This window comes from Aminobacter sp. SR38 (assembly GCF_014843375.1).
Lineage (GTDB): Bacteria > Pseudomonadota > Alphaproteobacteria > Rhizobiales > Rhizobiaceae > Aminobacter > Aminobacter ciceronei.
The window spans coordinates 640,340-662,056 of record NZ_CP062112.1; the positions used below are offsets into that span (position 1 = coordinate 640,340).

21 protein-coding genes are annotated in these 21,717 nt (G+C 64.1%); 5 read left to right on the top strand and 16 right to left on the bottom strand.

Features of this window, described 5'->3' with window-relative positions:
• Nucleotides 1–2: 2 nt before the first annotated feature.
• Nucleotides 3–998 (top strand): succinylglutamate desuccinylase/aspartoacylase family protein, encoded by a 996-nt coding sequence (locus IG197_RS03215; protein WP_192316902.1) that lies wholly within the window; start codon nt 3–5, stop codon nt 996–998.
• A gap of 1 nt (nt 999) precedes the next feature.
• A complete protein-coding gene (locus IG197_RS03220) occupies nt 1,000–2,064 on the top strand; it encodes a peptidase C39 family protein (protein ID WP_192316904.1) in 1,065 nt (354 codons plus the stop codon).
• 47 nt (nt 2,065–2,111) lie between these two features.
• On the opposite strand, the gene IG197_RS03225 is transcribed toward IG197_RS03220, so the two are convergent.
• The 12 genes from IG197_RS03225 to IG197_RS03280 all read right to left on the bottom strand — a co-directional run bounded on the left by IG197_RS03225 (nt 2,112) and on the right by IG197_RS03280 (nt 14,041).
• Nucleotides 2,112–2,975 carry a DUF4118 domain-containing protein gene (locus IG197_RS03225; protein WP_192316906.1) on the bottom strand — a complete coding sequence of 288 codons (864 nt, stop codon included), beginning with the start codon at nt 2,973–2,975 and terminating at the stop codon, nt 2,112–2,114.
• Between the two features lie 376 nt (nt 2,976–3,351).
• Complete coding sequence (locus IG197_RS03230; RefSeq protein WP_192316908.1) at nt 3,352–4,179, bottom strand: aspartate dehydrogenase; 828 nt, start codon at nt 4,177–4,179, stop codon at nt 3,352–3,354.
• Nucleotides 4,166–4,867: an ABC transporter ATP-binding protein gene (locus IG197_RS03235; RefSeq protein WP_192316910.1), complete on the bottom strand. Its 702-nt coding sequence runs from the start codon at nt 4,865–4,867 to the stop codon at nt 4,166–4,168. The genes IG197_RS03230 and IG197_RS03235 overlap by 14 nt, the downstream gene beginning before the upstream one ends.
• Entirely contained in the window at nt 4,861–5,616 is a 756-nt protein-coding gene (locus IG197_RS03240; protein WP_192316912.1) for an ABC transporter ATP-binding protein, read from the bottom strand. The genes IG197_RS03235 and IG197_RS03240 overlap by 7 nt, the downstream gene beginning before the upstream one ends.
• The gene (locus IG197_RS03245; RefSeq protein ID WP_192316914.1) at nt 5,613–6,596 is read right to left on the bottom strand and encodes a branched-chain amino acid ABC transporter permease; all 984 of its coding nucleotides are present in this window, start codon (nt 6,594–6,596) and stop codon (nt 5,613–5,615) included. The genes IG197_RS03240 and IG197_RS03245 overlap by 4 nt, the downstream gene beginning before the upstream one ends.
• 19 nt (nt 6,597–6,615) lie before the next feature.
• Entirely contained in the window at nt 6,616–7,530 is a 915-nt protein-coding gene (locus IG197_RS03250) for a branched-chain amino acid ABC transporter permease (RefSeq protein WP_192316916.1), read from the bottom strand.
• Between the two features lie 78 nt (nt 7,531–7,608).
• Entirely contained in the window at nt 7,609–8,772 is a 1,164-nt protein-coding gene (locus IG197_RS03255) for an ABC transporter substrate-binding protein (RefSeq protein ID WP_192316918.1), read from the bottom strand.
• A gap of 27 nt (nt 8,773–8,799) precedes the next feature.
• A complete protein-coding gene (locus IG197_RS03260) occupies nt 8,800–9,822 on the bottom strand; it encodes an MBL fold metallo-hydrolase (protein ID WP_192316920.1) in 1,023 nt (340 codons plus the stop codon).
• Nucleotides 9,788–10,957 carry an ABC transporter substrate-binding protein gene (locus tag IG197_RS03265; RefSeq protein WP_192316922.1) on the bottom strand — a complete coding sequence of 390 codons (1,170 nt, stop codon included), beginning with the start codon at nt 10,955–10,957 and terminating at the stop codon, nt 9,788–9,790. The genes IG197_RS03260 and IG197_RS03265 overlap by 35 nt, the downstream gene beginning before the upstream one ends.
• A 61-nt stretch (nt 10,958–11,018) precedes the next feature.
• Nucleotides 11,019–11,564, bottom strand: a complete 546-nt coding sequence (locus IG197_RS03270; protein WP_067962779.1) for a 3-hydroxyanthranilate 3,4-dioxygenase — start codon at nt 11,562–11,564, stop codon at nt 11,019–11,021.
• 45 nt (nt 11,565–11,609) lie between these two features.
• Entirely contained in the window at nt 11,610–12,569 is a 960-nt protein-coding gene (locus IG197_RS03275) for a dihydrodipicolinate synthase family protein (RefSeq protein WP_192316923.1), read from the bottom strand.
• A gap of 38 nt (nt 12,570–12,607) precedes the next feature.
• Complete coding sequence (locus tag IG197_RS03280) at nt 12,608–14,041, bottom strand: NAD-dependent succinate-semialdehyde dehydrogenase (RefSeq protein ID WP_192316925.1); 1,434 nt, start codon at nt 14,039–14,041, stop codon at nt 12,608–12,610.
• 185 nt (nt 14,042–14,226) lie between these two features.
• On the opposite strand from IG197_RS03280, the gene IG197_RS03285 reads away from it, so the two are divergent.
• Entirely contained in the window at nt 14,227–15,138 is a 912-nt protein-coding gene (locus IG197_RS03285) for a LysR family transcriptional regulator (RefSeq protein ID WP_192316927.1), read from the top strand.
• Nucleotides 15,139–15,141: 3 nt separating this feature from the next.
• On the opposite strand, the gene IG197_RS03290 is transcribed toward IG197_RS03285, so the two are convergent.
• The 3 genes from IG197_RS03290 to IG197_RS03300 are packed head-to-tail and all read right to left on the bottom strand — an operon-like array spanning nt 15,142 to nt 18,016.
• Nucleotides 15,142–16,011: an alpha/beta hydrolase gene (locus IG197_RS03290; RefSeq protein ID WP_192316929.1), complete on the bottom strand. Its 870-nt coding sequence runs from the start codon at nt 16,009–16,011 to the stop codon at nt 15,142–15,144.
• A gap of 12 nt (nt 16,012–16,023) precedes the next feature.
• Complete coding sequence (locus IG197_RS03295; protein ID WP_192316930.1) at nt 16,024–16,812, bottom strand: alpha/beta fold hydrolase; 789 nt, start codon at nt 16,810–16,812, stop codon at nt 16,024–16,026.
• 46 nt (nt 16,813–16,858) lie between these two features.
• Nucleotides 16,859–18,016, bottom strand: coding sequence for an NAD(P)/FAD-dependent oxidoreductase (locus IG197_RS03300; RefSeq protein WP_192316932.1), 1,158 nt, complete (start codon nt 18,014–18,016; stop codon nt 16,859–16,861).
• Nucleotides 18,017–18,244: 228 nt separating this feature from the next.
• Between IG197_RS03300 and IG197_RS03305 the strand changes: the two genes are divergently transcribed.
• On the top strand, nt 18,245–19,180 hold the full coding sequence (locus tag IG197_RS03305; RefSeq protein WP_192316934.1) for a LysR family transcriptional regulator: 936 nt from the start codon (nt 18,245–18,247) through the stop codon (nt 19,178–19,180).
• Nucleotides 19,181–19,479: 299 nt separating this feature from the next.
• A complete protein-coding gene (locus tag IG197_RS03310) occupies nt 19,480–20,652 on the top strand; it encodes an ABC transporter substrate-binding protein (protein WP_192316936.1) in 1,173 nt (390 codons plus the stop codon).
• A gap of 94 nt (nt 20,653–20,746) precedes the next feature.
• On the opposite strand, the gene IG197_RS03315 is transcribed toward IG197_RS03310, so the two are convergent.
• On the bottom strand, nt 20,747–21,697 hold the full coding sequence (locus tag IG197_RS03315; protein ID WP_192316938.1) for an IS481 family transposase: 951 nt from the start codon (nt 21,695–21,697) through the stop codon (nt 20,747–20,749).
• Nucleotides 21,698–21,717 lie beyond the last annotated feature (20 nt).

Here is a 21,717-nt window from a genome sequence, read left to right on the forward strand (position 1 = left end):
AGATGTCGACGCAAATCTGGACACGGCTGGACTATGAACGAACGGGCAAGCAGATCGGCAATCTGCATTTCCCACACTCGGTTCATCGCTCCGCTTATGGCACGATCACCATCCCGGTCGGGGTCGTCGCAGGCGGCAAGGGCCCGACGATGCTGCTCACCGCCGGCACCCATGGCGACGAATATGAAGGCCAGATCGCTCTGACCAAGCTTTTGCAGAGCATCGATCCCGCCTCGATCAACGGACGGCTGATCGTCCTGCCGATGCTCAATGCGCCGGCAGCCCTTGCCGGCAGCCGTGTGTCCCCGCTCGACGGCGGCAATCTCAACCGCGCCTATCCGGGCGATCCCCTGGGCGGACCGACAGCAGCCATCGCCGATTATGTCAGCTCCGTGCTGCTGCCTCTTGCCGATTTCTATCAGGATTTCCATGCCGGCGGCTCGTCGCTGAACTATCTTCCGTTCGTTTCCACCCGCCGCAGCGGCGATCCGGACCTAGACAATCGCGCTTTGGCAGCGGCGCGGGCCTTCGGCGCCCCGCACCTGCAGGTCTGGGGTTACAGCCCCGATCCTCGGCTCTCGACTTCGGAGTCGAATCGCCAGGGCATCATCTCGCTGGGCGGCGAGTTCGGCGGCGGCGGGACGGTGTCGCGGCAAGGCCTGGCGCTGATCGAAAACGGTATCCAGCGCCTGCTCGCCCATTTCGGCATGGTCGAGCAGACATTCGCCGAGCCCACATCTCCCGCCATCGAGTTCGAGGTGCTTGGCCGCGACTATTATGTCTACGCGACCGAGGACGGCGTGTTCGAACCCATGACCGATCTCGGCGACCGCATCGAGGCAGGCGCCCTCTGCGGCATGGTCCATGCGGTGGACGATCCGGCGCGCCCAGCTACACCTCAGCATTTCGAGATCTCCGGCATCGTCGTGTGCCAGCGGCACCCGTCACTGGTCGTGCGCGGCGACTGCCTGGCCCATCTTGCAACACCAAGGATCTAACATGGCCGAGCCCATCAACGTCACGCAACTTCTCGACGGCCACGAAGCACCGCAAGGGCTGCCGGCTGCCATGGCGGAGCACCTTGCGGCAAGCCAGTCCGCGCGCGGCCGCATCGTCTTCATTGCGCGCCGGGCCGATGCAATCGTCGGTTTGTTGATCGGGCGCCGGCGGCGCACGGCAACGATGCTGCGGCTATCCCATTTCTGGGTTGATTCCGATGACACCGACCACAACGCCGTCGGCAGCGAATTGGTATCGGCGCTGGAGCAGTTGTCCCTCGACAGCGATATCCTGACCTGGCGCATCGCCGCGGCCTCGGGGGAAGATGACATCCCCACAAGCTTGAGAGGGCTTGCCGGTATCGCTGCGGCGCGACCCGGTGCTACATATTCGGAGCGCCGGCTGCGGAACGACGGGCCAACGGCGAGTTCCAGGACGCCGATTTACACCCAGACAACCGGGTTCACCTGCGGCTCTGCCTCACTGATGATGGCATTTGCCGGCCTCGATCCTTCGTCCGGCATGGACCGCCTTCTGGAGCTGGCGATGTGGCGCGAGGCGACGACGGTGGTGTCGATGGACGGCCCTGGCGGCTGCGATCCTTACGGCCTGGCGCTTTCGGCAACATCGCGCGGTTACGCGGTGAAGGTGTTCATGAGCACATCCGAGGCGATCCTCATCGATCGCGGCAACACCGAAGCCAAGCGCGAGCTGATGAAGTTCGTCCAGGCCGACTTCAAGACCCGCGTACTCGATGCCGGCATCAAGGTCGAGTTGCGCGCCTTCACCATCGGAGAGCTACGAGACACCGTCGCGTCAGGTTCGATCGCTGTGGTCCTGGTAGACCAACGCGAGACCCATGGCCGCACCGCCCCACATTGGGTTGTCGCCCATGCGGTGAGCGAGGAGCATTTCCTCGTCAACGACCCATGGTTCGAGGTCGATGCGCTCGAAAATGCCGCCGATGTCGTCGATCTGCCGATCCGCCATGCCATGTTCGACCGCATGGCCTGGTATGGCGAACCGGCCTATCGCGCGGCCCTGATCATCGGGCCGGCAACTTGATGCGGCTCTGACAGCCCCTCGACAGGCGACCCACGCGTATCGAGACGTCAGCCTGCGGACCGGGCGTTGCCGCCAGCCGGGGAAAGCTGGCGGTCAAGTGCCAGCTCCAGAACACCCCGAACGATGTCGACCAACATTTCCGGTTTCGAAGGACGCTCGGCAGGGTCGAAAGCAAGCCCAATGACCGCACTTTGGCCTCTCGCCGTTACCACCGGCCAGAAGTCAAAGCGTGAAGTGACAGCCGGGTAGATCCCGGCGCGCACGGCAGTCTGCGCCGCCAACGACGACAGTGCCGCCCCTAATTCGGCGTCCTGAAGCTCGACGGCCCCGACAATTTGCTTCACGGAAACCGCATCGTCCGTGACAAGCATCACCACGGCAGGAACCTCGAAGACCCCCGCAAGCACTTCGGAAGTGAGCGAGACGATTGCCTCCGGCTTGTCGGCCGCCACGATGTCGCGGCTGAAGCCTTGCAGGACGGTCGTCTGCCTTCTCAAGCTTGCCGCGTCGGTGGCCCTCCGGCCTGAGGTGAAGGCAACGCTACTCACGACAAGTCCGACGACGAAAAGCAGTGCGATCGCCCAGACGTTCGCCGGGTCGCTGACAGCGAGTGAATAGCGTGGCTCGGTCAGGAAGAAATTGTAGGCGAGCGCGCCGAGTATTGCCGCGCAGAGCGAGGGACCCAGGCCGAAGCTGGCGCCTGCGATGACCACCGGCACGACAAAGATGAGGGAGAGGTTCGGGATCGTTACCCCTAGATCGACACTGACAGCTAGGACCGTCGCAGCGGCCGTCATCACCAGCGCTGCAAGGTAGCCCACCACAACAGGAGAATTTGCCGGGCTCGGAAGCGGATCGGCAGGTGGCATCCGTGTGATCTCCAGATGCGACTTCGAACTGGCACCGACCATTGGCCCAACTCCTGTCCAACAACATGCCGCGACGCGCTACAACTGGTCGACCGAATGGCGGCCAACAGGCCTGCCGCCGCGGCCACCGGCGGTACACATCATAGCACGCTGCCCTGAGGCAATAGTTGGTCAGACGGCCATAAAAGGTCCATGCCGGGCCGAGCCCCGAAAAATAGAATCTTCATAAAGAAACAAAGCTCGGAGCCGCGCTCGGGTCGGAACTGGCCATCCGACGAAAGCCCAAGCGATGCTTCTCAATATCCGCATATGGCGTATTGCTGTGGCAAGCCTGGCCGCAAGAGCAACAACGTTGCATCTCTGGCGCAGCGATTGTCGTTTGGTCGGGCTGTGTGTCGTCCCGGACGATAGGGACCGCTCAGCGCACCAACGGCGCAACCGCGTTTTCTATCAGGCGCACAAGGCTGAGCGCGGTCATCTCGGAGGACTTCGGATTGGTCCTCAGCGGCTCGTTCTCCAGTCTCAGATCGAGCGTGCCGAAGGCGCCGGCGGCACTGATCTCGTGGATGTTGCGCGCGGCCGAGGGATCGGCGACCAGCACGAGGCGCGTACGGTCCAGGCCGATGCCCGACAAGGCCGAGATGACGGCAACGTTTGCATTCTGCGGAAATGCCTCCGCAGCCTGGCGCGCCGTGCCGGCGAAGAACTCGGTGCGCCTGGCCAGCCTGTCCAGGTCGATCATCTCGGCGGCCCGCGTGCCCTTCCAGGCAAGCGGCGGCTTGACGATCGTGTGCCTGACCTCGTCCAGCGGCAGCGCCGAGGCAGCAGCGAGCGCGCCAAGGTCGCCGAGCGCGCCCGAGGGAACGACGATGCGGCTGCCCGTTTTCTCGGCGACAGCCAGGAGAAGGCCAAGCAGCGCGTCGTCGGTGAATGCGCTTGCCGAGGACACGACAAAACTTGACGCATGGCGCAAGGCCGCCTCGCCCCAGATGGCGACCGCCGGGCGGCCGGCCACCTCGATCACCATGTCGATGTCGAGCCCAGCCAGTTCGTGCGGCCCGGTGATCAGGCGGGCACTCGCCGGCAAGCCGGGCCGTTCGAGTTCCGGATCGCGCACGGCGACGGCCACGATCTCGACGCCGGCCGGCTGCCGCTCGGCGAGCAACTCGCCGACCCGTGAGGCGATGGCACCCCAACCGACGAAGCAGAGCCGCAAACGACGCTTGCGCTTGTCAGAGGCCGACATAACGCTGTACCAGTTCGGCGTTGTTGGTCAGGTCTTCGCCGCTGCCTGACCAGACGGTGCGGCCCTTCTCGAGGATGTAGTGACGGTCGGCGAGACGCTTCAGCACGTTGAGGTTCTTGTCGATCAACAGGATCGACTGCCCTTCCGCCTTGAGCGCCTCGATGCAGCCCCAGATTTCGGCACGGATGACCGGCGCCAGACCCTCGGTCGCCTCGTCGAGGATGAGCAGCTTGGGATTGGTCATCAGCGCGCGGCCGACGACAAGCATCTGCTGCTCGCCACCCGACAGTGTTCCGGCAGCCTGTCCGGCGCGCTCCTTGAGCCTCGGAAACAGCGCATAGACGCGTTCCAGCGTCCACGGGTCCTTGCGGCCGAGACGATTGGCTGCGGTGGCGACGAGGTTTTCGCGCACGGTGAGCGTCGAGAAGGTCTGGCGGCCCTCGGGCACCAGGCCGACGCCAAGCCGCGCCACCGTTTCGGGCGTGGCGCCGCAGACGTCGCGACCGGTGAATCGCACTTCGCCCGACAGCGGCTTGAGCAGCCCCATGATCGACTTGACGGTGGTGGTCTTGCCCATGCCGTTGCGGCCGAGCAGCGTCACCACCTCGCCATCGCCGATTTCGAGCGCGACGTCGAAAAGCACCTGGCTGCGGCCATAGGCCGACTGCAGTCCGGCGACGCTCAGCATAACTCGTCTCCCTCGCCCAGATAGGCAGTGCGAACCTCGGGATTGTCCCTGATTTCGTCGACGGTGCCGGTGGCGATGATGCGGCCATAGACCAGCACCGAGATGCGGTCGGCCAGCGCGAACACCGCCTCCATGTCATGCTCGACGAGCAGCATCGAGACCTGGCTCCTGAGACCGCGCAGCATCTCGATCATCTGCTGGCTCTCGACATGGCCAAGGCCTGCCATCGGCTCGTCGAGCAGCAACAGGCGCGGCCTTGTGGCCAGCGCCACGGCAAGCTCGAGCTGCTTCTGCTCGCCATGCGACAGGTTGGCGACCAGTTCGCCGGCCCGGTCGCCAAGACCGGCAGCATCGAGGAAGCCGCGGGCGCTTTCACCGAGCTGGTGCTCGTGGCGGACGTTGCCCCAGAAGCGGAAGCTGTGACCCTGGCGCACCTGGATGGCGATGGCGACGTTGTCGAGCACCGTGTAGTCGGGCAGCAGGCAGGTGATCTGGAAGGTGCGCGCCAGCCCCATCGACACGCGCCTGGCGGTCGGCAGGCTGGTGATCGGCACACCGTCGAGCTCGATCGTGCCCTCGTTCTGCCTGAGCTCGCCCATCAGCTGAGAAATCAACGTGGTCTTGCCGGCGCCATTGGGGCCGATCAATGCGTGGATCTCACCTGGATTGACGGTGAGGTCGACATGGTCGGTGGCAAGCAGGCCGCCGAAACGCTTGACCATGCCCTTGACGTTGAGGACCGGCGTCATGCGCGCCTCCCGAGCAGCCTGCTACCCAGGCCCTGGACGCCGCCCTGGGTGTAGAGGACCACGAACAAAAGGATCAGGCCAAGACCGAGCTGCCAGTTCTCCGTCCATGAGGCGAGGATCGATTCGAGCACGATGAACACGGCAGCGCCGAGCAGCGGGCCGAACAGCGTGCCGACGCCGCCGAGGATGACCATCACCATCAGTTCGCCCGACTTCGTCCAATGGATCATGTCGGGGCTGGCATAACGCAGGAAGTTGGCCATCAATGCGCCGGCAAGGCCGCAGCCCATGCCCGAGATGACGAAGGCCATCAGCTTGTAGCGGTAGGCCGGCAGGCCGATCGCGGCCATGCGCTTTTCGCTCTGGCGCAGGCCGACGATGACGTTGCCGAAGCGCGAATTGACGATGCGCCACAGGACCAAGAAGAACGCCACCGTGATCGCCAGGCAGACATAATAGACGGTCTGCTTGTCGCGCATGTTGAGGCCCGGCAGTTCGTTGGCCCGGCGGATGATCAGGCCGTCGTCGCCGCCATAGGTTTTCAGCGAGACGAACAGGAAGAACAGCATCTGGGCGAAGGCGAGCGTGATCATGATGAACTGCACGCCGCCGGTGCGCAGAGAAAGTGCGCCGATGAGCGCTGCCATCAGGCCTGATATCACCAGCGCGACCGGAATGGTGATCAACAGCTGGTTGGTGCCCGGGATGAAGCCGAACAGCGGCTCGCCCAGCGAATAATGCTGGTAGAGGATGCCGACGACATAGCCGCCGATGCCGAAGAACGCGGCGTGGCCGAAGCTGACCATACCGCCATAGCCGAGCACGAAATTGAGGCTGGCGGCGGCAATGCCGTAGATCAGCACGCGGGTTGCGAGCGACGTCAGCGCGGCATAGCCGGTTGCGTCGGCGACCGCGGGCAGTGCGATCAGCGCGATCAGCACGCCGGCGAGCAAGGCGGGTCGCTTGAGTGTCTTTTCCATGGGCATGTCGGCGCCTGGTTCAGGAATTGCGGATGAACAGGCCCTTCGGCCTGATGAGGAGGACGATCGCCATCAAGAGATAGATGCCCATCGATGAGATACCGGCGCCGAGCGCATCGGCTTCCGGGCCGACCATGACCTGGCGCAAAAGGCCCGGCAGATAGGCGCGCAGGCCGGTGTCGACGACGCCGAGGATGAGGCTGGCGAAAAAAGCGCCGCGGATTGAGCCGACACCGCCGATGACGACGACGACGAAGGTGGTGATCAGGATCTGCTCACCCATGCCGACCTGGACGGCGAGGATCGGACCGGCCATGAAGCCGGCGAGACCGGCCAGAAGCGCGCCAAGGCCAAAGACCAGCGTGTAGAGCAGACGGATGTCGACGCCGAGCGCGCGCACCATCTCGCGATTGGTCGAGCCGGCGCGGACCAGCATGCCGATGCGGGTCTTGTTGATCAGCAGATAGAGCCCGAGCGCCACCAGCAGGCCGACGGCAATGATCGCCAGGCGGTACACCGGATAGACCAGCCCGGGCAGAAGCTCGACCGACCCGCCGAGCATTTCGGGCATCGACACGAACAGCGGCTGGCGCCCGAACAGGATGGTGATGGCCTGGTTGAAGATCAGGATCAGGCCGAAGGTCGCCAGCACCTGGTCGAGATGGTCGCGCTGGTAAAGCCTGCGCACGACGAGGAATTCGATCGCGGCACCGGTGACGGCTGCGGCCGCAAGCGCTGCCGGAATGCCGAGCCAGAATGAGCCGGTCTCAGCGGCCGCCCATGTGCCGGCATAGGCGCCGATCATGTAGATCGAGCCATGCGCCAGATTGATCACGCCCATGATGCCAAAGATCAGCGTCAGGCCGGCTGCCAGCAGGAAAAGCATGACGCCGAATTGCACGCCATTCAGCATTTGTTCGAGGAAGAGCGTCATTGCCTGTCGCTTCGATTGGAAAAACGGGGAAACTGGCGGACGGCACCGCTGCCGCCCGCCGTCGCGAGCCGATAGAGGTTACATCTTGCACTCGGCGGCATAGGCGTCGCCATGGTCCTTGAGGACCTCGCCGACGGTCTTCAGCATCGGCTTGCCGTCGTCGCCCTTCTCGACCTTCAGCGCGTACCAGTTCTGCACCGGGTGCTGGTTGGGGCCGAAGGCGAACTTGCCGCGCACGGATTCGAAGTCGGCCTTGCGCAGGGCGTCGCGGAAGGCGTCCGCATCGTCGAGGCTGCCGCCGGTGGCCTTCAGCGCCGAGGCGTAAGCCAGGGCGGCATCGTAGCCTTGCGATGCGTAATAAGTGACGGGACGGTTGTAGGCCTTGTTCCAGGCGTCCATGAACTTCTTGTTGGCGGCGTTGTCGAAGTCCGCGTTCCAGTGGCTGGTCACGTTGAGGCCTATGGCGGCATCGCCGACCGCTGCGAGCGTGACGCCATCCATCGATGGTTCGGCCACGACCATCGGGATTTCCTTCATCAGGCCCGACTGCTCGTACTGACGCAGGAAGGTGATGCCGAGGCCGCCGGGGTGGAACTGGAACACCACGTCCGGCTTGGCGGCGCGGACCTGGGCGAGTTCGGCGGCGAAATCGGTCTGGTCGAGGCGGGTGTAGATTTCGCCCGCGATCTCGCCCTTGAAGTAACGCTTGAAGCCGGCGATGGCATCCTTGCCGGCCTGGTAGTTCGGGGCCAGCACGAAGGCCTTCTTGTAGCCGAGATTGGTGGCGTTCTGGCCGGCGCTCTCATGCAGGCTGTCGTTCTGCCAGGAGACGACGAAATAGTTCGGGTTGCACTCCTTGCCGGCCATGTTCGACGGCGCGGCGTTGGGGCTGACATAGAAGGCGTCGTTGTCGACGATGTCGGGAACGGTGGCGCCGGCGACATTGGAGAAGACGATGCCGGTGAACAGCTTGATGCCTTGCTCGCTCATGAAGCGCTCGGCGATCTGCTTGCCCTGGCCGGGCTTCAGCCCGTCATCCTCCACAACCAGCTCGACCGGCACGCCACCAAGCTTGCCCTCCTCCAGCGCCAGCATGAAGCCGTCGCGGATGTCCTGGCCGAGATAACCGGCAGGGCCTGACAGCGTGGTGATCATGCCGATCTTGACGAGATCGGCAGCCATTGCCGGAAACGTCGTAAGGGCTGCGATCGATGCGGCAAGAAGTGTTGTCCTCACATTCATCCTCAGTTCTCCTCTGATCGGCGCATTTCAGCGCGCATTGTTGATTGCCAGGTCGGTCGCAAGCCGGTCGGTTGCCTCGATGTCGAGAGGCACGAACAGGAACGAAGCCGCCTCTGCCTTGAGCCGGCCGAAGACAGGGGCGGGAAAGTGGTAGGGCGCAAGCACGGTCGCGTTGGCGGCGGCCTCGGTGAGCAGGCCGATCCGCGTCGTCCGCGCCTCGACCGGATCCTCGCAGAAGTTGCAGACGATGCCGTCGTCACCGAGCTGCAACGGATGATGCACGGCGTCGGCCAGGAACAGCACCTCGCACTCCTCCGTGTCGAGCGCGACCACCACCATGCCGGGCGAATGTCCCGGCGCCGGCTTCAGCCGCAGGCCCGCCGCCACCTCGGCGTCCGAAGCCACCGCCTCGAGGCCGACCGACCGGACGATGGGCAACACGCTATCCGCGAAGGCGCCATGCAGCGTATTGCCGTCGACCGAGGCCTCGTGGACCTTGGTCCAGTGGGTTAGTTCGGTCTGGGCGACGACGTAGCGCGCATTGGGAAAGGTCGGCCGCCAGGTTTCGCCTTTCCGCCTCGTGTTCCAGCCGACATGGTCGGCGTGCAGATGCGTGTTGATGACGATGTCGACGCGCTCGGGCGAAATGCCGAGCGCAGACAAGGTCTGGAGGAACTGGGTTTCGCGGCGATGCCAGGCCGGCCGGTGCGGCCGCTCCTTGCCGTCACCGATGCCGCCGTCGATCAGCGCGACGTAATCAGACGTCTCGACGACATAGCAGTTGAAGCTGAGCGCCACCGTCTCGCCTTGCGGATCGACAGTGCCTGCGGGCGAGCGCCTGGCAGCGGCTTCCAGATCCTCGCGGGAAAGCCCCGCGAAGATCGCCTTTGCCGGCCAGGCGACATTGGCCATGTCGGGAATGCAGGTCACCGTGACTGAACCAGCGTGAAGTTGTTCCAGTTCGATGCCGAGTTCACTTATGCGCTGACGCGTGACCTTCATGCCGTAAGCCGCCTCAAAGGTCGCATTCGCCGGCGAACGGATCGCCATGCGCGCTCAGCAGCTTCTTGCGGGTCTTGAGAGTCATCTCGCCGGCGGCGTCCTTGACCACCTGCATGGCGTACCAGTCCTGAACCGGATGCTGGTTCTTGCCAAAGCTGAAGCTGCCGCGCGTAGTCTTGAACTCGGTCTTGAGCAGCGCCGCACGGAAGGCCTCGATGTCCTCGACATCGCCTTCCGTCTGCTTGAGCGCCGAGGCGATGGCGAGCGCCGTATCATAGCCCTGCGCCGCATACATGGTCGGCGTGCGCTTGTAGGTGTCTGCGAACTTGGCGACGAACTCGCGATTGGTCTCGTTGTCCAAGTCGGTGTTCCATGAACCCGATACGTTCAAACCTGCAGCCGCCTCGCCCACGGCCTTGAGGATGGCGTGGTCCATCGACGGCTCGGCAATGACCATTGGCACGGCACCGAGCAAACCCGACTGCTGGTATTGACGCAGGAAGGCGATACCCAGGCCGCCAGGCTGAAACTGGAACACAACGTCCGGATTAGCCGCCTTGATCTGCGCCATCTCGGCGGCAAAGTCAGTCTGGTCGAGACGCGTATAGATCTCACCCGAAATCTCGCCCTTGAAGTAGCGTTTGAAGCCGGCGATGGCGTCCTTGCCGGCCTGATAGTTGGGTGCCAGCACGAAGGCCTTGGTGTAGCCGAGATCGGTGGCATTCTGGCCTGCACTGCCCTGCATCGTGTCGGTCAGCCACGAGAGAACGAAGTAGTTGGGATGGCATCCCTTGCCGGCGAATTCGGACGGGCCCGCATTGGGGCTGACGAAGATCGCATCAGCGTCGACGATCTCGGGTACCGTCGCACCAGCCACGTTCGAGAAGACGATGCCGGTGGACAGCTTCACGCCCTCGTCGTTCAGAAACTTGTCGGCGATCTGCCGGCCATTTCCTGGCTTGAGGCCGTCGTCCTCCACCAGCACGGTGACAGGCACACCACCAAGCTTGCCGCCTTCCATGTCGATCGCCAGCTGAAAACCGTCGCGCACGTCCTGGCCGAGATAGCCAGCCGGTCCGGAAAGCGTCGTGATCATACCGATCTTGACCGGGTCTTGTGCAAGTGCCCCCGGGGCGAAAAGCGACGCAGCCGCGAAGGTCATGAGCGAAGACTTCAGTTTCATGCCTGGATCCTGAGCTGGAGCGGCCCACTCCTGGGCGAACCGTTGTGACAATGCGGTCGGATTAGAGCTTCACCCAGCCTTCCGGCGGGGTCTTGCCCGGATGCAGCGCGCCGCATTGCGGGCAGGTGCGCGCCTTCTCGTCGGCGTAGAACGCCTGATAGATCGGCGGCAGGTCGCGGACGATGCTCTTCAGCGTGACCTCGACGCGCTTGACCAGCCCGTTGCACTCGAAGCAGTACCATTCGAAGGCGTCGAGCAGGCCGTCATTGCGCTTGGGCTCGACGACCAGGCCGATGGAGCCTTCCTGCGGACGCTGCGGCGAGTGGCGCACATGCGGCGGCAGCAGGAAAATCTCGCCCTCGCGGATCGGTACGTCGTAGAAGTTGCCGTTGTCCACCACCTTGAGCATCATGTCGCCCTTGAGCTGGTAGAAGAACTCCTCGACCGGATCGTCGTGATAGTCGGTGCGCTTGTTGGGGCCGCCGACGACAGTCACCATCAGGTCGGCGTCTTCCCAGATCTGCTGATTGCCGACCGGCGGCTTGAGCAGGTGGGCGTGCTCGTCGATCCACTTCGAGAAGCTGAAGGCCGAAAGGCGTCTGGTCATTGTCGTTCCTCCTTTGGGTCGGCGCGCGAGCGTCGGATTGATCGGTCAGGCTGAAGTCTTCAGCCCACATGCCTCGAAGGCGGCGCGGGTGGCGCGCTTTTCGTCCTCGGTCAGTTCGAGCAGCGGCGGGCGCACGCGTCCACCTGCCTGCCCCAGAAGCTCCTGCCAGTATTTCTGGTGCGAATGCGGCTTCTCGGCCGGGCGCGTGTTCTTGAGTGCTGCGCGCACCGGGTCGAGGCTGTCGCGGATGCGGCGTGCTTCCTCGGCTTTGCCTGACAAGGCAAGGTCGGTGTATTCGCGCATGCGTTTGTCGTGCCTGGTCTGGATCAGATAAGGCGGCGACGAGCAGAGATAGAGCTGCCAGTTGAGCTCGAGGATGTTGTCCAGCCACTCCTCCTCTGAGGCGGTGCTGACGAGGATGCGGTCGCCGGCAAGCCGGGTCAGTTCGGAATACATCGGCCGCGGCACCGAATACTTTATGGCGACCACGTTCTCGATGTCGGCGAGCTTGTTGCACAGTTCGGGGCTCATCAGATAGCCGCTGTCGGGATGGCTCCAGAGGGCTATGCCGATGTCCACCTTGTCGGCGATGGTGCGATAGTAGTTGAGCAGCGTCTCGTCCTGCTCCTTGAAGAAATGCAGGATCGGCGCGTGCACGACGATGTAGTCGGCGCCGCATTTCTGGGCGTGCTTGGCGAGGTCGATGACGACGTCCATGTTCTGGTCGGAGCAGGACATGATGGTCTGGGCGCGGCCGGCGCAGGCGTCGACGGCGAGGTCGAAGCAACGCTTGCGCTCGTCAAGCGACATCGAGAAGAACTCGCCCTGCTTGCCGGCAATGAAGAAGCCGTCAATGCCGAGGTCGCCGATCCAGTGATCGACATTGCTGCGGAAACCGTCCTCGTCGATCGAGAGGTCGTCCTTGAACGGCATCAGGGCGGCGGCCCAGATGCCCTTCATCGTCGCCCTCGAATGGGCCTTGGCGGTCTTCTTGTCGTACTTCATCGAATTGCGAACCTTTACGAGGCGATTGCAGGCTTCGGCTAGATTGCCATGCGGTGGGAGACGTTCTTGGCCACCATGTAGTGCAGGATGCCTTCGACACCGCCTTCGCGACCGAAACCGCTTTCCTTGACGCCGCCGAACGGCGTCTCGGCGACCGAGGCCTCCAGCGTGTTGATCGAGACGTTGCCGGCTTCCAGATCGTCGGTGATCTGGTCGACATTGGCGGCAGAATTGGTGAAGGCGTAGGCGGCGAGGCCGAAAGGCACGCCATTGGCCTTCTCGATCGCCTCTTCGAGCGAGGAGACGGGATTGATCACCGCCAGCGGGCCGAACGGCTCCTCGCGCATGACGCGGGCTTCGTCGGGCAGCTCGGCGAGGATCGTCGGCGGATAGAAATAACCGCTGTTGCGCGGCCGCTCGCCGCCGAGCAGCAGCTTGGCGCCCTTTGAGGCGGCATCCGCAACCAGCATTTCCATCGCCTCGACACGGCGATGATTGGCTACCGGACCCATCTCGACGCCGTCTTCCAGACCGTTGCCGACCTTGACGGCGCGGGCGCGCTCGATGAAGGCCTCGGTGAAGGGCTTGTAGACGCTCTCATGGACGAAGAAACGCGTCGGCGAGGTGCAGACCTGGCCGGAATTGCGCACCTTTCGGATGGCCGAGGCAATGCCGGCCTTCACCGGATCGGCGTCGTCGCAGACGATGACAGGGGCGTGGCCGCCGAGCTCCATCAGCGTCGGCTTGACATAACGGGACGCAAGGCCGGTCAGCGTCCTGCCGACGGCTGTCGAGCCGGTGAAGGCAATCAGGCGCACCTGCTCCTGCGGGATGAGATATTCGGAAATCTGCGCCGGAATGCCGAAGACGAGGTTGAGCACGCCGGCAGGCAGGCCAGCATCATGGAAGGCGCGTGCGATGTGCAGGCAGCCTGCCGGGGTCTCCTCGGCGGCCTTGATGATGATCGAGCAGCCGGCGGCCAGGGCGCCGGCGATCTTGCGCGCCGGCTGGCTCATCGGGAAATTCCATGGCGAGAACGCCGCCACCGTGCCGATCGGCTGGTGATGGACGATGTAGCGGATGCCCGGTTCGCTCGGGATAACGCGACCATAGGTGCGCTGCGCTTCGCCGGCATCCCATTCGAAGAACTCGGCGCCGCGAATGACTTCGAGGCGCGCCTGCTGGAACGGCTTGCCGTGCTCGCGGGTGATGTCGGTGGCAACCTCGTCGATGCGCTCGCGCAGAAGTGCAGCCGCCTTGCGCAGCACCTCGGCGCGGCGGGCGGGCGAGGTCTTGCGCCAGACGGCAAAGCCGCGCTCGGCGGCTTCGAGCGCAGCGTCGAGATCTCCGGTGGATGCGACGGGAACAGCGCCGATCACGCTCTCGTCAGCCGGGTTGATGACAGGCAGCGTTTCCGCCGTCCGCCGCCAGGCGCCGCCGATGTAAAGCTGGAGATCGGGGTAGTTGGACATCGGGCGCCTCGGCTTCGCAATTGGCATCAGTTCGACGGTTCCGGGCAGCGCCCGTGCGTCTTGGTGCCAACATCGACGGAAACCATTATATCGACAAGATGGATTTATCTGATAAATTAAGACTGTTTTTTGTATAAGTTTGCGACGCAGGAGGCCGGCCGCCGGAGCCGTGCGCGGAGGCATCAGTGAAGATCACCATCAAGCAGATCCAGCAGTTCCTGGCGGTCGCCGAGCTCGGCAGCTTTTCGCGCGCCTCGAAGCGGCTGGGCACGGCGCAGCCGGCGCTGTCGCAGGCAATCCGCGATCTCGAGGCAGAACTGTCGGTGCGCCTGTTCGACCGCACCACGCGGCGGGTCGAGCTGACCGATGCCGGCCGCGAGTTCCAGAACTCGGCAACCAAGGTGATCGAGGAGCTGGAGCATGCGGTCGAGGGCGTGCACATGCTGGCCGAACGCCGGCGCGGACGCCTGCGCGTCGCCGCGCCGCCGCTGCTCGCCTCGGTGGTGCTGCCGCAGGCGATTGCCGAGTTCCAGAAGAGTTATCCCGGCATATCGGTGCAACTTGCCGACGTCGGCACCGAGCAGATTGTCGACAGCGTGCGCAGCGGTCAGGCCGATTGCGGCCTCGGCACCTTTTCTCCGGCCGAGGACGGCATAGAAAGGCTGTCTTTGGTGCGCGACAGCCTGATGCTGTTCTGCGACCACCGCAGTCCGTTCTTTGGCGCGGAGACGGTCAGATGGGCGGCCCTGGCGGACCAGCCGCTGATCACGCTGACGCGCGACAGCGGCATCCGGCTCTTGGTCGAGGTCGGCTTCGAGATGGCGCAGATGCCGTTCAAGCCGGCCTTCGAGGTGACGCAGGTGACGACGGCCATCGCGCTTGTCGAAGCCGGCCTCGGCATCGCCGTTCTGCCCACCTATGCGCTGGCGGCGGCGCGGTTCAGGAAGGTCGCCGGCAAGCCCTTGGCCGAACCGACCATCTCGCGCGAGGTGTCGCTGATCCACGCCACCGGGCGCTCGGTGTCGCCTGCCGTCTCGGCCTTTGCCAGTGTCGTGCGCCGCTACGCGCAGCAATTGACGCCGCGCGACGCCAGCTAAGGCTCAGCCCTTGATCAGGCGGAGCAAGGCCTGCGACAGGACCGTGTCCTCCGAGGCAAGGTCGAGCAGGACATCGAAATGATTGCGGCCGGGGATTTCCATCAGCTCCGAGGCAAAACCAGCCTCGCGCCACATCTGGTCATATGCGGTCGATTGCCGCCGGAAACCGTCGGGCTCGCCATCGGCATAGGCAACGACGATCGGGCAGCCGACCCTGGGCAGGTTGGCGGCGGGGCTCAGCCGTTTCACCGCCGCGTCGTCCAGCTTGATCCAGTCCTGCACGAAGGATCTCGAGATCGGCGCGAGCTGGAACAGGCCGCTGATCGGCAGCGCGCCCTTGATGACGTCCTCCGGCACACCTGCCTCGTCATGCCAGCCGCCCGAGAGCACCGCTCCGGTCAGATGTCCGCCGGCCGAGCTGCCGCCGACATGGATGCGCGCGGGATCGATGCCGAACGCACGGCCATTCTTCCACAGGAAGCTGATCGCCGCCCTGACCTCGCGCACGATCTCGTCGAGCGACGCCTCGGGCGCCAGCCGGTAATCGACCACGGCGGTGGCGATGCCGTTCTTCGCCAGCATATCAGCCATGAAGGCGGAATCGTGCTTGGAGAGCATGCGCCAGTAGCCGCCATGGATGAACATGAACACCGGCCGCGCCTCGCCTGAGGTGCCGTAGATGTCGATCGTCTGGCCGCTCTCTTCGTCGTAGACGACGTCGAGATGCGTGGCATGGTCCCGCATCTCCTCGGAACGGCTTCGGTAGCCACGCATTGCCGCCTCGAAGACCTCGGGCGTCACGGACGCCCGCGCGCCATAGTCGCGGTCGAGGACGTCACGCGGCCAGTTGGCTTCTTCGGCAAGCACGCTCATGCACACCTCCTGTCAGGCGACGAAGGCACGGATGGTGTCGGCCACCACCTTGGGCTGCTCGAGCGTCGGGAAGTGCGTTCTCCCGGGCAGCTTGTTGGGCTTGTACCAGTCGTTGCCGGCAGCGAAATCGAGCTGCGCCTCAGCATATTCCGGCTCGAAAGGCTGCGAATAGATGTGGGTGATCGGACGCTTGTCCTTCAGTGCCGCCATGCGCTGCATCGGGTTGCCCCATTTGCGGTAGGCCTTGCCGATCTCGCGGCCGGACCGCGCCCACATTTCGAAGCTGTACTTGGCCATCTCGTTGTTGACGTGATTGACGATGTCCTGGCTCTCGGTGTCGCCGATCCAGTAGTTGAAGAAATCGCCACGGCCGTTTTCCCAGTTGGTGCGATCCTGGATGTGGTCGATCATACGGAAGAAGTCTTCGTTCGGCGTGGTCTGGATCCAGTCGATGACGACGGTGCGCGGGATGCGCGCCACATCAAGACGATCGGTCACCTCGATATTGGCCCAGCCGCCATGCGAGGTCGACACCGGCACCAGCCTGTCGATGTTCATCTTGTCGAGGAAGGCTGCGACGTCGGACGCCTGGTCGTCGACGGTGAAGTCGCCGTCATGCTCGCGATGCTCGCCATGGCCGCGCCAGTCCAGGCGGATGACGCGATGGGTCCTGGCGAGCTCGGGCGCCAGCGTCTTGAACAGGCGGTGGTCCTGGCACCAGCCCGACAGCAACAAGAGCACCTCGCCCTCGCCTGCCTCGTCGTAGGACAGCGTGTTGGCGCCGATCTGGATGGATTTCATCTGAAGTCTCCGAAGTCTGGGGCGCACAGCACCCAATGTTTGCTGGTCAGGCGAGCGGCTCGGTGGCGGTCGGCTGATAACGCGCCGTCTTCATGCGCTCGGCGCCGAGTTCGCGGCTCTTGCCGGTGATCTTCATCACCTCGGAGCGCAATTCGTCGGGCCAGAAATTCATGTCGCCGAGCCGCTCGGCGGTGTCTTGCGTATGTTCGGTGATCGGGCGTTCGCGCTCTTCCCATGCAGCCAGCGCCCGGTCGATGTCGGGCGCATCGGCCACGGCGGCGGCAAGCCCAAGGCCGTTCATCAGGGCGCAACCGCCGCCCTGGCCGAGATATGGCGGCATGGCGTGTGCTGCGTCACCCAGGATCGCCGTGCGGCCCTTGCTCCACTTCTTGAGCTTGACCACCTCGAAGGCGTCCCAGCGGCCGGCATCGCCGAAGCGCGAGACCAGATGGGCGAGATGCGGGAAGGATTGGGTCCACAGCGCGCGGTCGACCGGAACCTTGAGCGCTGCCGCATCGTCGGCGGCGCAGCACAGCGCGACATAGAGATCGGTGGCGCTGGCCGGCGTGTAGAGGATGCGGCGGGTGCCGGTGAAATATTCGATGTAGCGGTCGCGGTCCTCTGCCGGCACGTCGGCGTCGTCGCGGCCGATCAGCATGCGGATGGCGCCATAGCCGAGATGCTTGCGGTACATCATCAGGTCGAGCGAGTCGCGCAGCTTCGAGTTGATGCCGTCGGCGCCGACGACGAGGTCGGCCTTGCGCCTGGAACCGTCGGCGAGCAGCAATTCGCCCTCCGGCGTCGCGCCGACCGCTTCCGAATTGGTCAGGATCTCGACGCCGCTGCGGCGGCAGGTATCGACCAGTGAATTGATGAGCTGCTCGCGCAGGATGGTGATCAGCCTGGCGTCGCCCTGGCCGTTGATGGGGATTTCCTCCATCGTCGTGTTGTCATGGTCACGGGTGTGGAACTGCGGGCCGACATGGGCGCCGGCGACGGCCTGGTCATAAGCGCCGATGGCCTTCAACACGCGCAGGCCGTTGCTCCAGATGTAAATGCCGGCGCCGAAGGTGCGCAGGTTCGGCGCGCGCTCGTGCACCGTCACCGACCAGCCGCGCTGGGCCAGTGCGGCAGCCGTGGTGAGCCCGCCAATTCCAGCGCCTGCGATCTCCGCATGGCGCCTGGTTCCGGTTTTGTCGGTCATGTCTGGATTGTCCTCCCCGTGCGACAGATCCTGCCGACGTCTGGGGCCTGGCCGCAATGGGGCGCCTCAGGCCGAAAATGCCTCCGCGCGCTGGCAACGCCTTGCGCCGCCAACGCCTCCTCCAGACAAGTTTCCAGCGATTGGACATTCAGACAAGTGAATTCTCTGGAAATTCCTATGAGGATTTGGAATATCAATCTGGCATAACGACTTGAAAGTGAGGCTCCGATGAAACTCGTCACCAGCCGTCTCACCATCCGCCATTTGCGCATGGTCGTGGCGATCGTCGAAGAGGGCAATCTGGTGCGCGCCGCCAAGCGGCTGAACATGACCCAGTCGGCGGTGACCAAGGCGCTGCAGGAAATCGAGGCGCTGACCAAGGCGAGGCTGTTCGACCGCACCAATCGCGGCGTCGTGCCAACGATGTTCGGCGACACGCTGGCCGAGCACGCGCGCCTCGTCATCACCCAGCTGGCGCATGCCGAGGAACATCTCGCCGACCTGCGCGACGGCACCGGCGGGCGCGTCGCCATCGGCACCTTGCTGTCGGCGTCTGCCGAATTGCTGCCGACGGCCATCGCCCGCCTGCGCAAGGAGCGGCCCAAGCTCGTGGTCAAGATCGTCGAGGGCACCAATGACGTCTTGATCCCGGCACTGCGCGCCGGCGAACTGGACATGGTTGTCGGGCGCCTGTCCGAACAGCGCGACCGGCTGAATGTCGTCCAGGAGGTGCTGATGGACGATATCGCCTGTGTCGTGGCGCGTCGCGGCCATCCGCTGGCCGAGCGCAGCGAGCTCAGCCTCGCCGACCTGATCGGCTGGGAGTGGATCCTGCCGCCACAGGAAACCAGCCTGCGCCGCCAGATCGACATCGCCTTTCGCGAGGAAGGCCTCGAGCCGCCGTCGCATGCGGTGGATTCCGTTTCGCTTCTGACCAATCGGGCGCTTTTGATCGATGCCGACTATCTCGGCGTGTTCCCCGCCCAGGTGGCGCGCCGCGAGGCTGCCGCCGGCGCCATCGTCATCCTGCCGGTGACCTTGCGCGCCACGGCCATGCCGATGGGCATCACCACCCGGACCAATGCGCGGCTGTCGCCGGCGGCCGAAGTGCTGGTGGAGACGCTGCGCCGCACCGCCGCCGACCTGGCGCGCCATGACGTATAAGTAATCGCTGGACGATTGATATTCCCAGACGTCATGGCTGGATGACGAGTTTTCCATTTACCGGAATGCTGGTTGGGCCAAGCTTGGGCGATTGGACAACACTGCGGAGGAGCAGCTGTTGCCTGCGGTTTCTGCCCGACGACGACCGGCGAGCTGATGCGCCGGCCACGGGCAGCGTCCGCCTGCCCTGCTGCCCCTCCCTTTGAAGCGTCCACCGCGACGGCCAGCACAGCCCGCGATCGAGGATTGCGGAGGCTTTGCCCGAGCGGTGGGGAATTTTGGGGAAGAGGAATAATCTGATGCATTTCAAGGGAATCTTGTCGGCCGCCGCCCTGGCTTTGTCGGTCAGTGCGGCCTATGCCGAGGACCCGCTCAAGATCGGCATGATCACGACGCTTTCGGGTCCCGCCGGCTATCTCGGCCAGGACATCCGCGACGGCTTCCAGCTCGCCATCGATGCCAACAAGGGCCAGCTCGGCGGCAAGGCGGTCGAACTGGTGGTCGAGGACGACAGCCTGAAGCCGGGCAATGCCAAGCAGATCGCCGACAAGATGCTGTCCGAGCAAGGCATCAAGCTGTTCACCGGCATGGTGTTCGCCAACGTCGCCTTCGCCGCGCTGCCCGACATTCTCGACGGCGACGCGATCTATGTCAGCGCCAACACCGCATCCGCCACCTTCGCCGGCAAGGAATGCCACCCGAACTATTTCGTCAGCTCGTGGCAGGACGACAGCCAGGGCGAAAGCGCCGGCGCCCTTGCCCAGTCGCTCGGCTACAAGAAGGCCTTCCTGATCGCGCCGAACTACCAGGCCGGCAAGGAAACGATGGGCGCCTTCAAGCGCTTCTACAAGGGCGAGGTCGTCGGCGAGACCTACACCGGGCTCGACCAGACCGACTTCGCCGCCGAGATGGCGCAGATCCGCGCCGCCAAGCCCGACGTCGTCTATGAGTTCGAGCCGGGCGGCCTCGGCATCGCCTTCATGCGCCAGTACCAGCAGGCCGGCCTGCTCAAGGACATCCCGATGGTCGTCCATCCGGCGTCCCTCGACCAGGTCATCGTCGGTGCCGTCGGCGACGCCGCTCTCGGCGTGAAGGTCACCAGCCACTGGAACGACGACTTCGACAATCCTGTGAACAAGGACTTCGTCGCGGCCTGGAAGGCCAAGTTCGGCGACCGTCCGATCACCTATTATGCCGCCCAGGGCTATGACGCAGCACTTCTGATCGGCACCGGCCTGGAAAAGTCGGGAGTCGACGACCTGCCGGCCTTCCGCAAGGCGCTGCTGACGTCCGAAATCCCGTCGGTCCGCGGTTCGTTCAAGTTCGGCCCCAACCAGCACCCGGTGCAGGACTGGTATTCGCTCAAGGCGGAAAAGGGCGCTGACGGCAAGATGGTGCTCAAGACCGAGAGCAAGGTGCTGACGGCGCACAGCGACAGCTACGCCGCCGACTGCAAGATGCCGACGGACTGATCGACAAAGGAGACACGCGTCCCGGGGCGGGGTGGTCCCGGGACGCGCACTCGACCAAGATGCGCGACGGGGCCTGCAGCCCCGGCAGCAGTGGCTAGGTGTTTAGTCCCGGCATTTGATGGGTTGGATTAACCCGAAACCGTTTTGGCTCTTTTTCCCAGATTTTGCAGATGAACTCATAGGGTGTGAGGCCCTTGAGGGTCTTGAGCCTGCGCGCGAAGTTGTAGGCTGAGATGAAGTCGGCGAGGTGCCGACGCAGTTGATCGTGGTCGTCATAATGGAAGCGCTTGACGGTTGCCTCCTTGATGGTTCGGTTCATCCGCTCGACTTGGCCATTGGTCCAAGGATGGTTGATCTTTGTGAGCCGGTGCTTGATGCCATGCTTGTCGCAAATGTCATCGAAGACGTGCTGAGGGGCGTGCTGATCGCAGGTCCGATTGGTGAACTGGATGCCGTTGTCGGTTAGAATGGTGTGGATGGCATAGGGCACGGCCGCAATCAGATCTTGAAGGAACTGGACCATCAACATCTTGCCCGCCGTCTCGTGCAATTGCGCATAAGCAAACTTGGACGTTCGATCTATGGCAACGAAGAGACGCAGCTTACCCTCGGCGGTCTGCACCTCGGCGATATCGATGTGGAAATAGCCGATCGGATAGGCTTCGAACTTCTTCTTGGCCGGTTTGTCGGCGTCCACCTCCGGCAGTCTCGAAATGCCGTGGCGTTGAAGGCAACGATGCAAGGACGAACGCGTCAGGTGTGGGATCGTCGGCTGCAGGGCATAGAGGCAATCATCCAGCGGCAGCTGCGTATGCTTGCGAAAGGCGACGATGGCTGCTTCCTCTTCGAGGGACAGCACCGTCGATCTTGGTTTGCTTGGGCCGGTCGGAAGATCGGCAGTCGAGGTTCGGTGCCGCCACTTCGCAACCGTCTTCGGATCGATGCCATAGCGCTTGGCGAGCTTCTTCAGGCTCTCTTGACTATTTTGTATTGCTCGACGGACTGCCTCTGTCGTCGTGGCGCGACCGTGTAGAATCTGTCCCATAGCGCATCCTTCCATTCGGA

Coding starts and splice junctions, on each gene's coding strand:
- IG197_RS03305 (WP_192316934.1), top strand. CDS start 18,245: ATGAAACTCGTCACCAGCCGTCTCACCATCCGCCATTTGCGCATGGTC.
- IG197_RS03230 (WP_192316908.1), bottom strand. CDS start 4,179: ATGTCGGCCTCTGACAAGCGCAAGCGTCGTTTGCGGCTCTGCTTCGTC.
- IG197_RS03240 (WP_192316912.1), bottom strand. CDS start 5,616: ATGACGCCGGTCCTCAACGTCAAGGGCATGGTCAAGCGTTTCGGCGGC.
- IG197_RS03300 (WP_192316932.1), bottom strand. CDS start 18,016: ATGACCGACAAAACCGGAACCAGGCGCCATGCGGAGATCGCAGGCGCT.
- IG197_RS03280 (WP_192316925.1), bottom strand. CDS start 14,041: ATGTCCAACTACCCCGATCTCCAGCTTTACATCGGCGGCGCCTGGCGG.
- IG197_RS03250 (WP_192316916.1), bottom strand. CDS start 7,530: ATGACGCTCTTCCTCGAACAAATGCTGAATGGCGTGCAATTCGGCGTC.
- IG197_RS03235 (WP_192316910.1), bottom strand. CDS start 4,867: ATGCTGAGCGTCGCCGGACTGCAGTCGGCCTATGGCCGCAGCCAGGTG.
- IG197_RS03315 (WP_192316938.1), bottom strand. CDS start 21,697: ATGGGACAGATTCTACACGGTCGCGCCACGACGACAGAGGCAGTCCGT.
- IG197_RS03245 (WP_192316914.1), bottom strand. CDS start 6,596: ATGGAAAAGACACTCAAGCGACCCGCCTTGCTCGCCGGCGTGCTGATC.
- IG197_RS03265 (WP_192316922.1), bottom strand. CDS start 10,957: ATGAAACTGAAGTCTTCGCTCATGACCTTCGCGGCTGCGTCGCTTTTC.
- IG197_RS03220 (WP_192316904.1), top strand. CDS start 1,000: ATGGCCGAGCCCATCAACGTCACGCAACTTCTCGACGGCCACGAAGCA.
- IG197_RS03310 (WP_192316936.1), top strand. CDS start 19,480: ATGCATTTCAAGGGAATCTTGTCGGCCGCCGCCCTGGCTTTGTCGGTC.
- IG197_RS03255 (WP_192316918.1), bottom strand. CDS start 8,772: ATGAATGTGAGGACAACACTTCTTGCCGCATCGATCGCAGCCCTTACG.
- IG197_RS03275 (WP_192316923.1), bottom strand. CDS start 12,569: ATGAAGTACGACAAGAAGACCGCCAAGGCCCATTCGAGGGCGACGATG.
- IG197_RS03225 (WP_192316906.1), bottom strand. CDS start 2,975: ATGGTCGGTGCCAGTTCGAAGTCGCATCTGGAGATCACACGGATGCCA.
- IG197_RS03295 (WP_192316930.1), bottom strand. CDS start 16,812: ATGAAATCCATCCAGATCGGCGCCAACACGCTGTCCTACGACGAGGCA.
- IG197_RS03215 (WP_192316902.1), top strand. CDS start 3: ATGTCGACGCAAATCTGGACACGGCTGGACTATGAACGAACGGGCAAG.
- IG197_RS03260 (WP_192316920.1), bottom strand. CDS start 9,822: ATGGCGATCCGTTCGCCGGCGAATGCGACCTTTGAGGCGGCTTACGGC.
- IG197_RS03270 (WP_067962779.1), bottom strand. CDS start 11,564: ATGACCAGACGCCTTTCGGCCTTCAGCTTCTCGAAGTGGATCGACGAG.
- IG197_RS03290 (WP_192316929.1), bottom strand. CDS start 16,011: ATGAGCGTGCTTGCCGAAGAAGCCAACTGGCCGCGTGACGTCCTCGAC.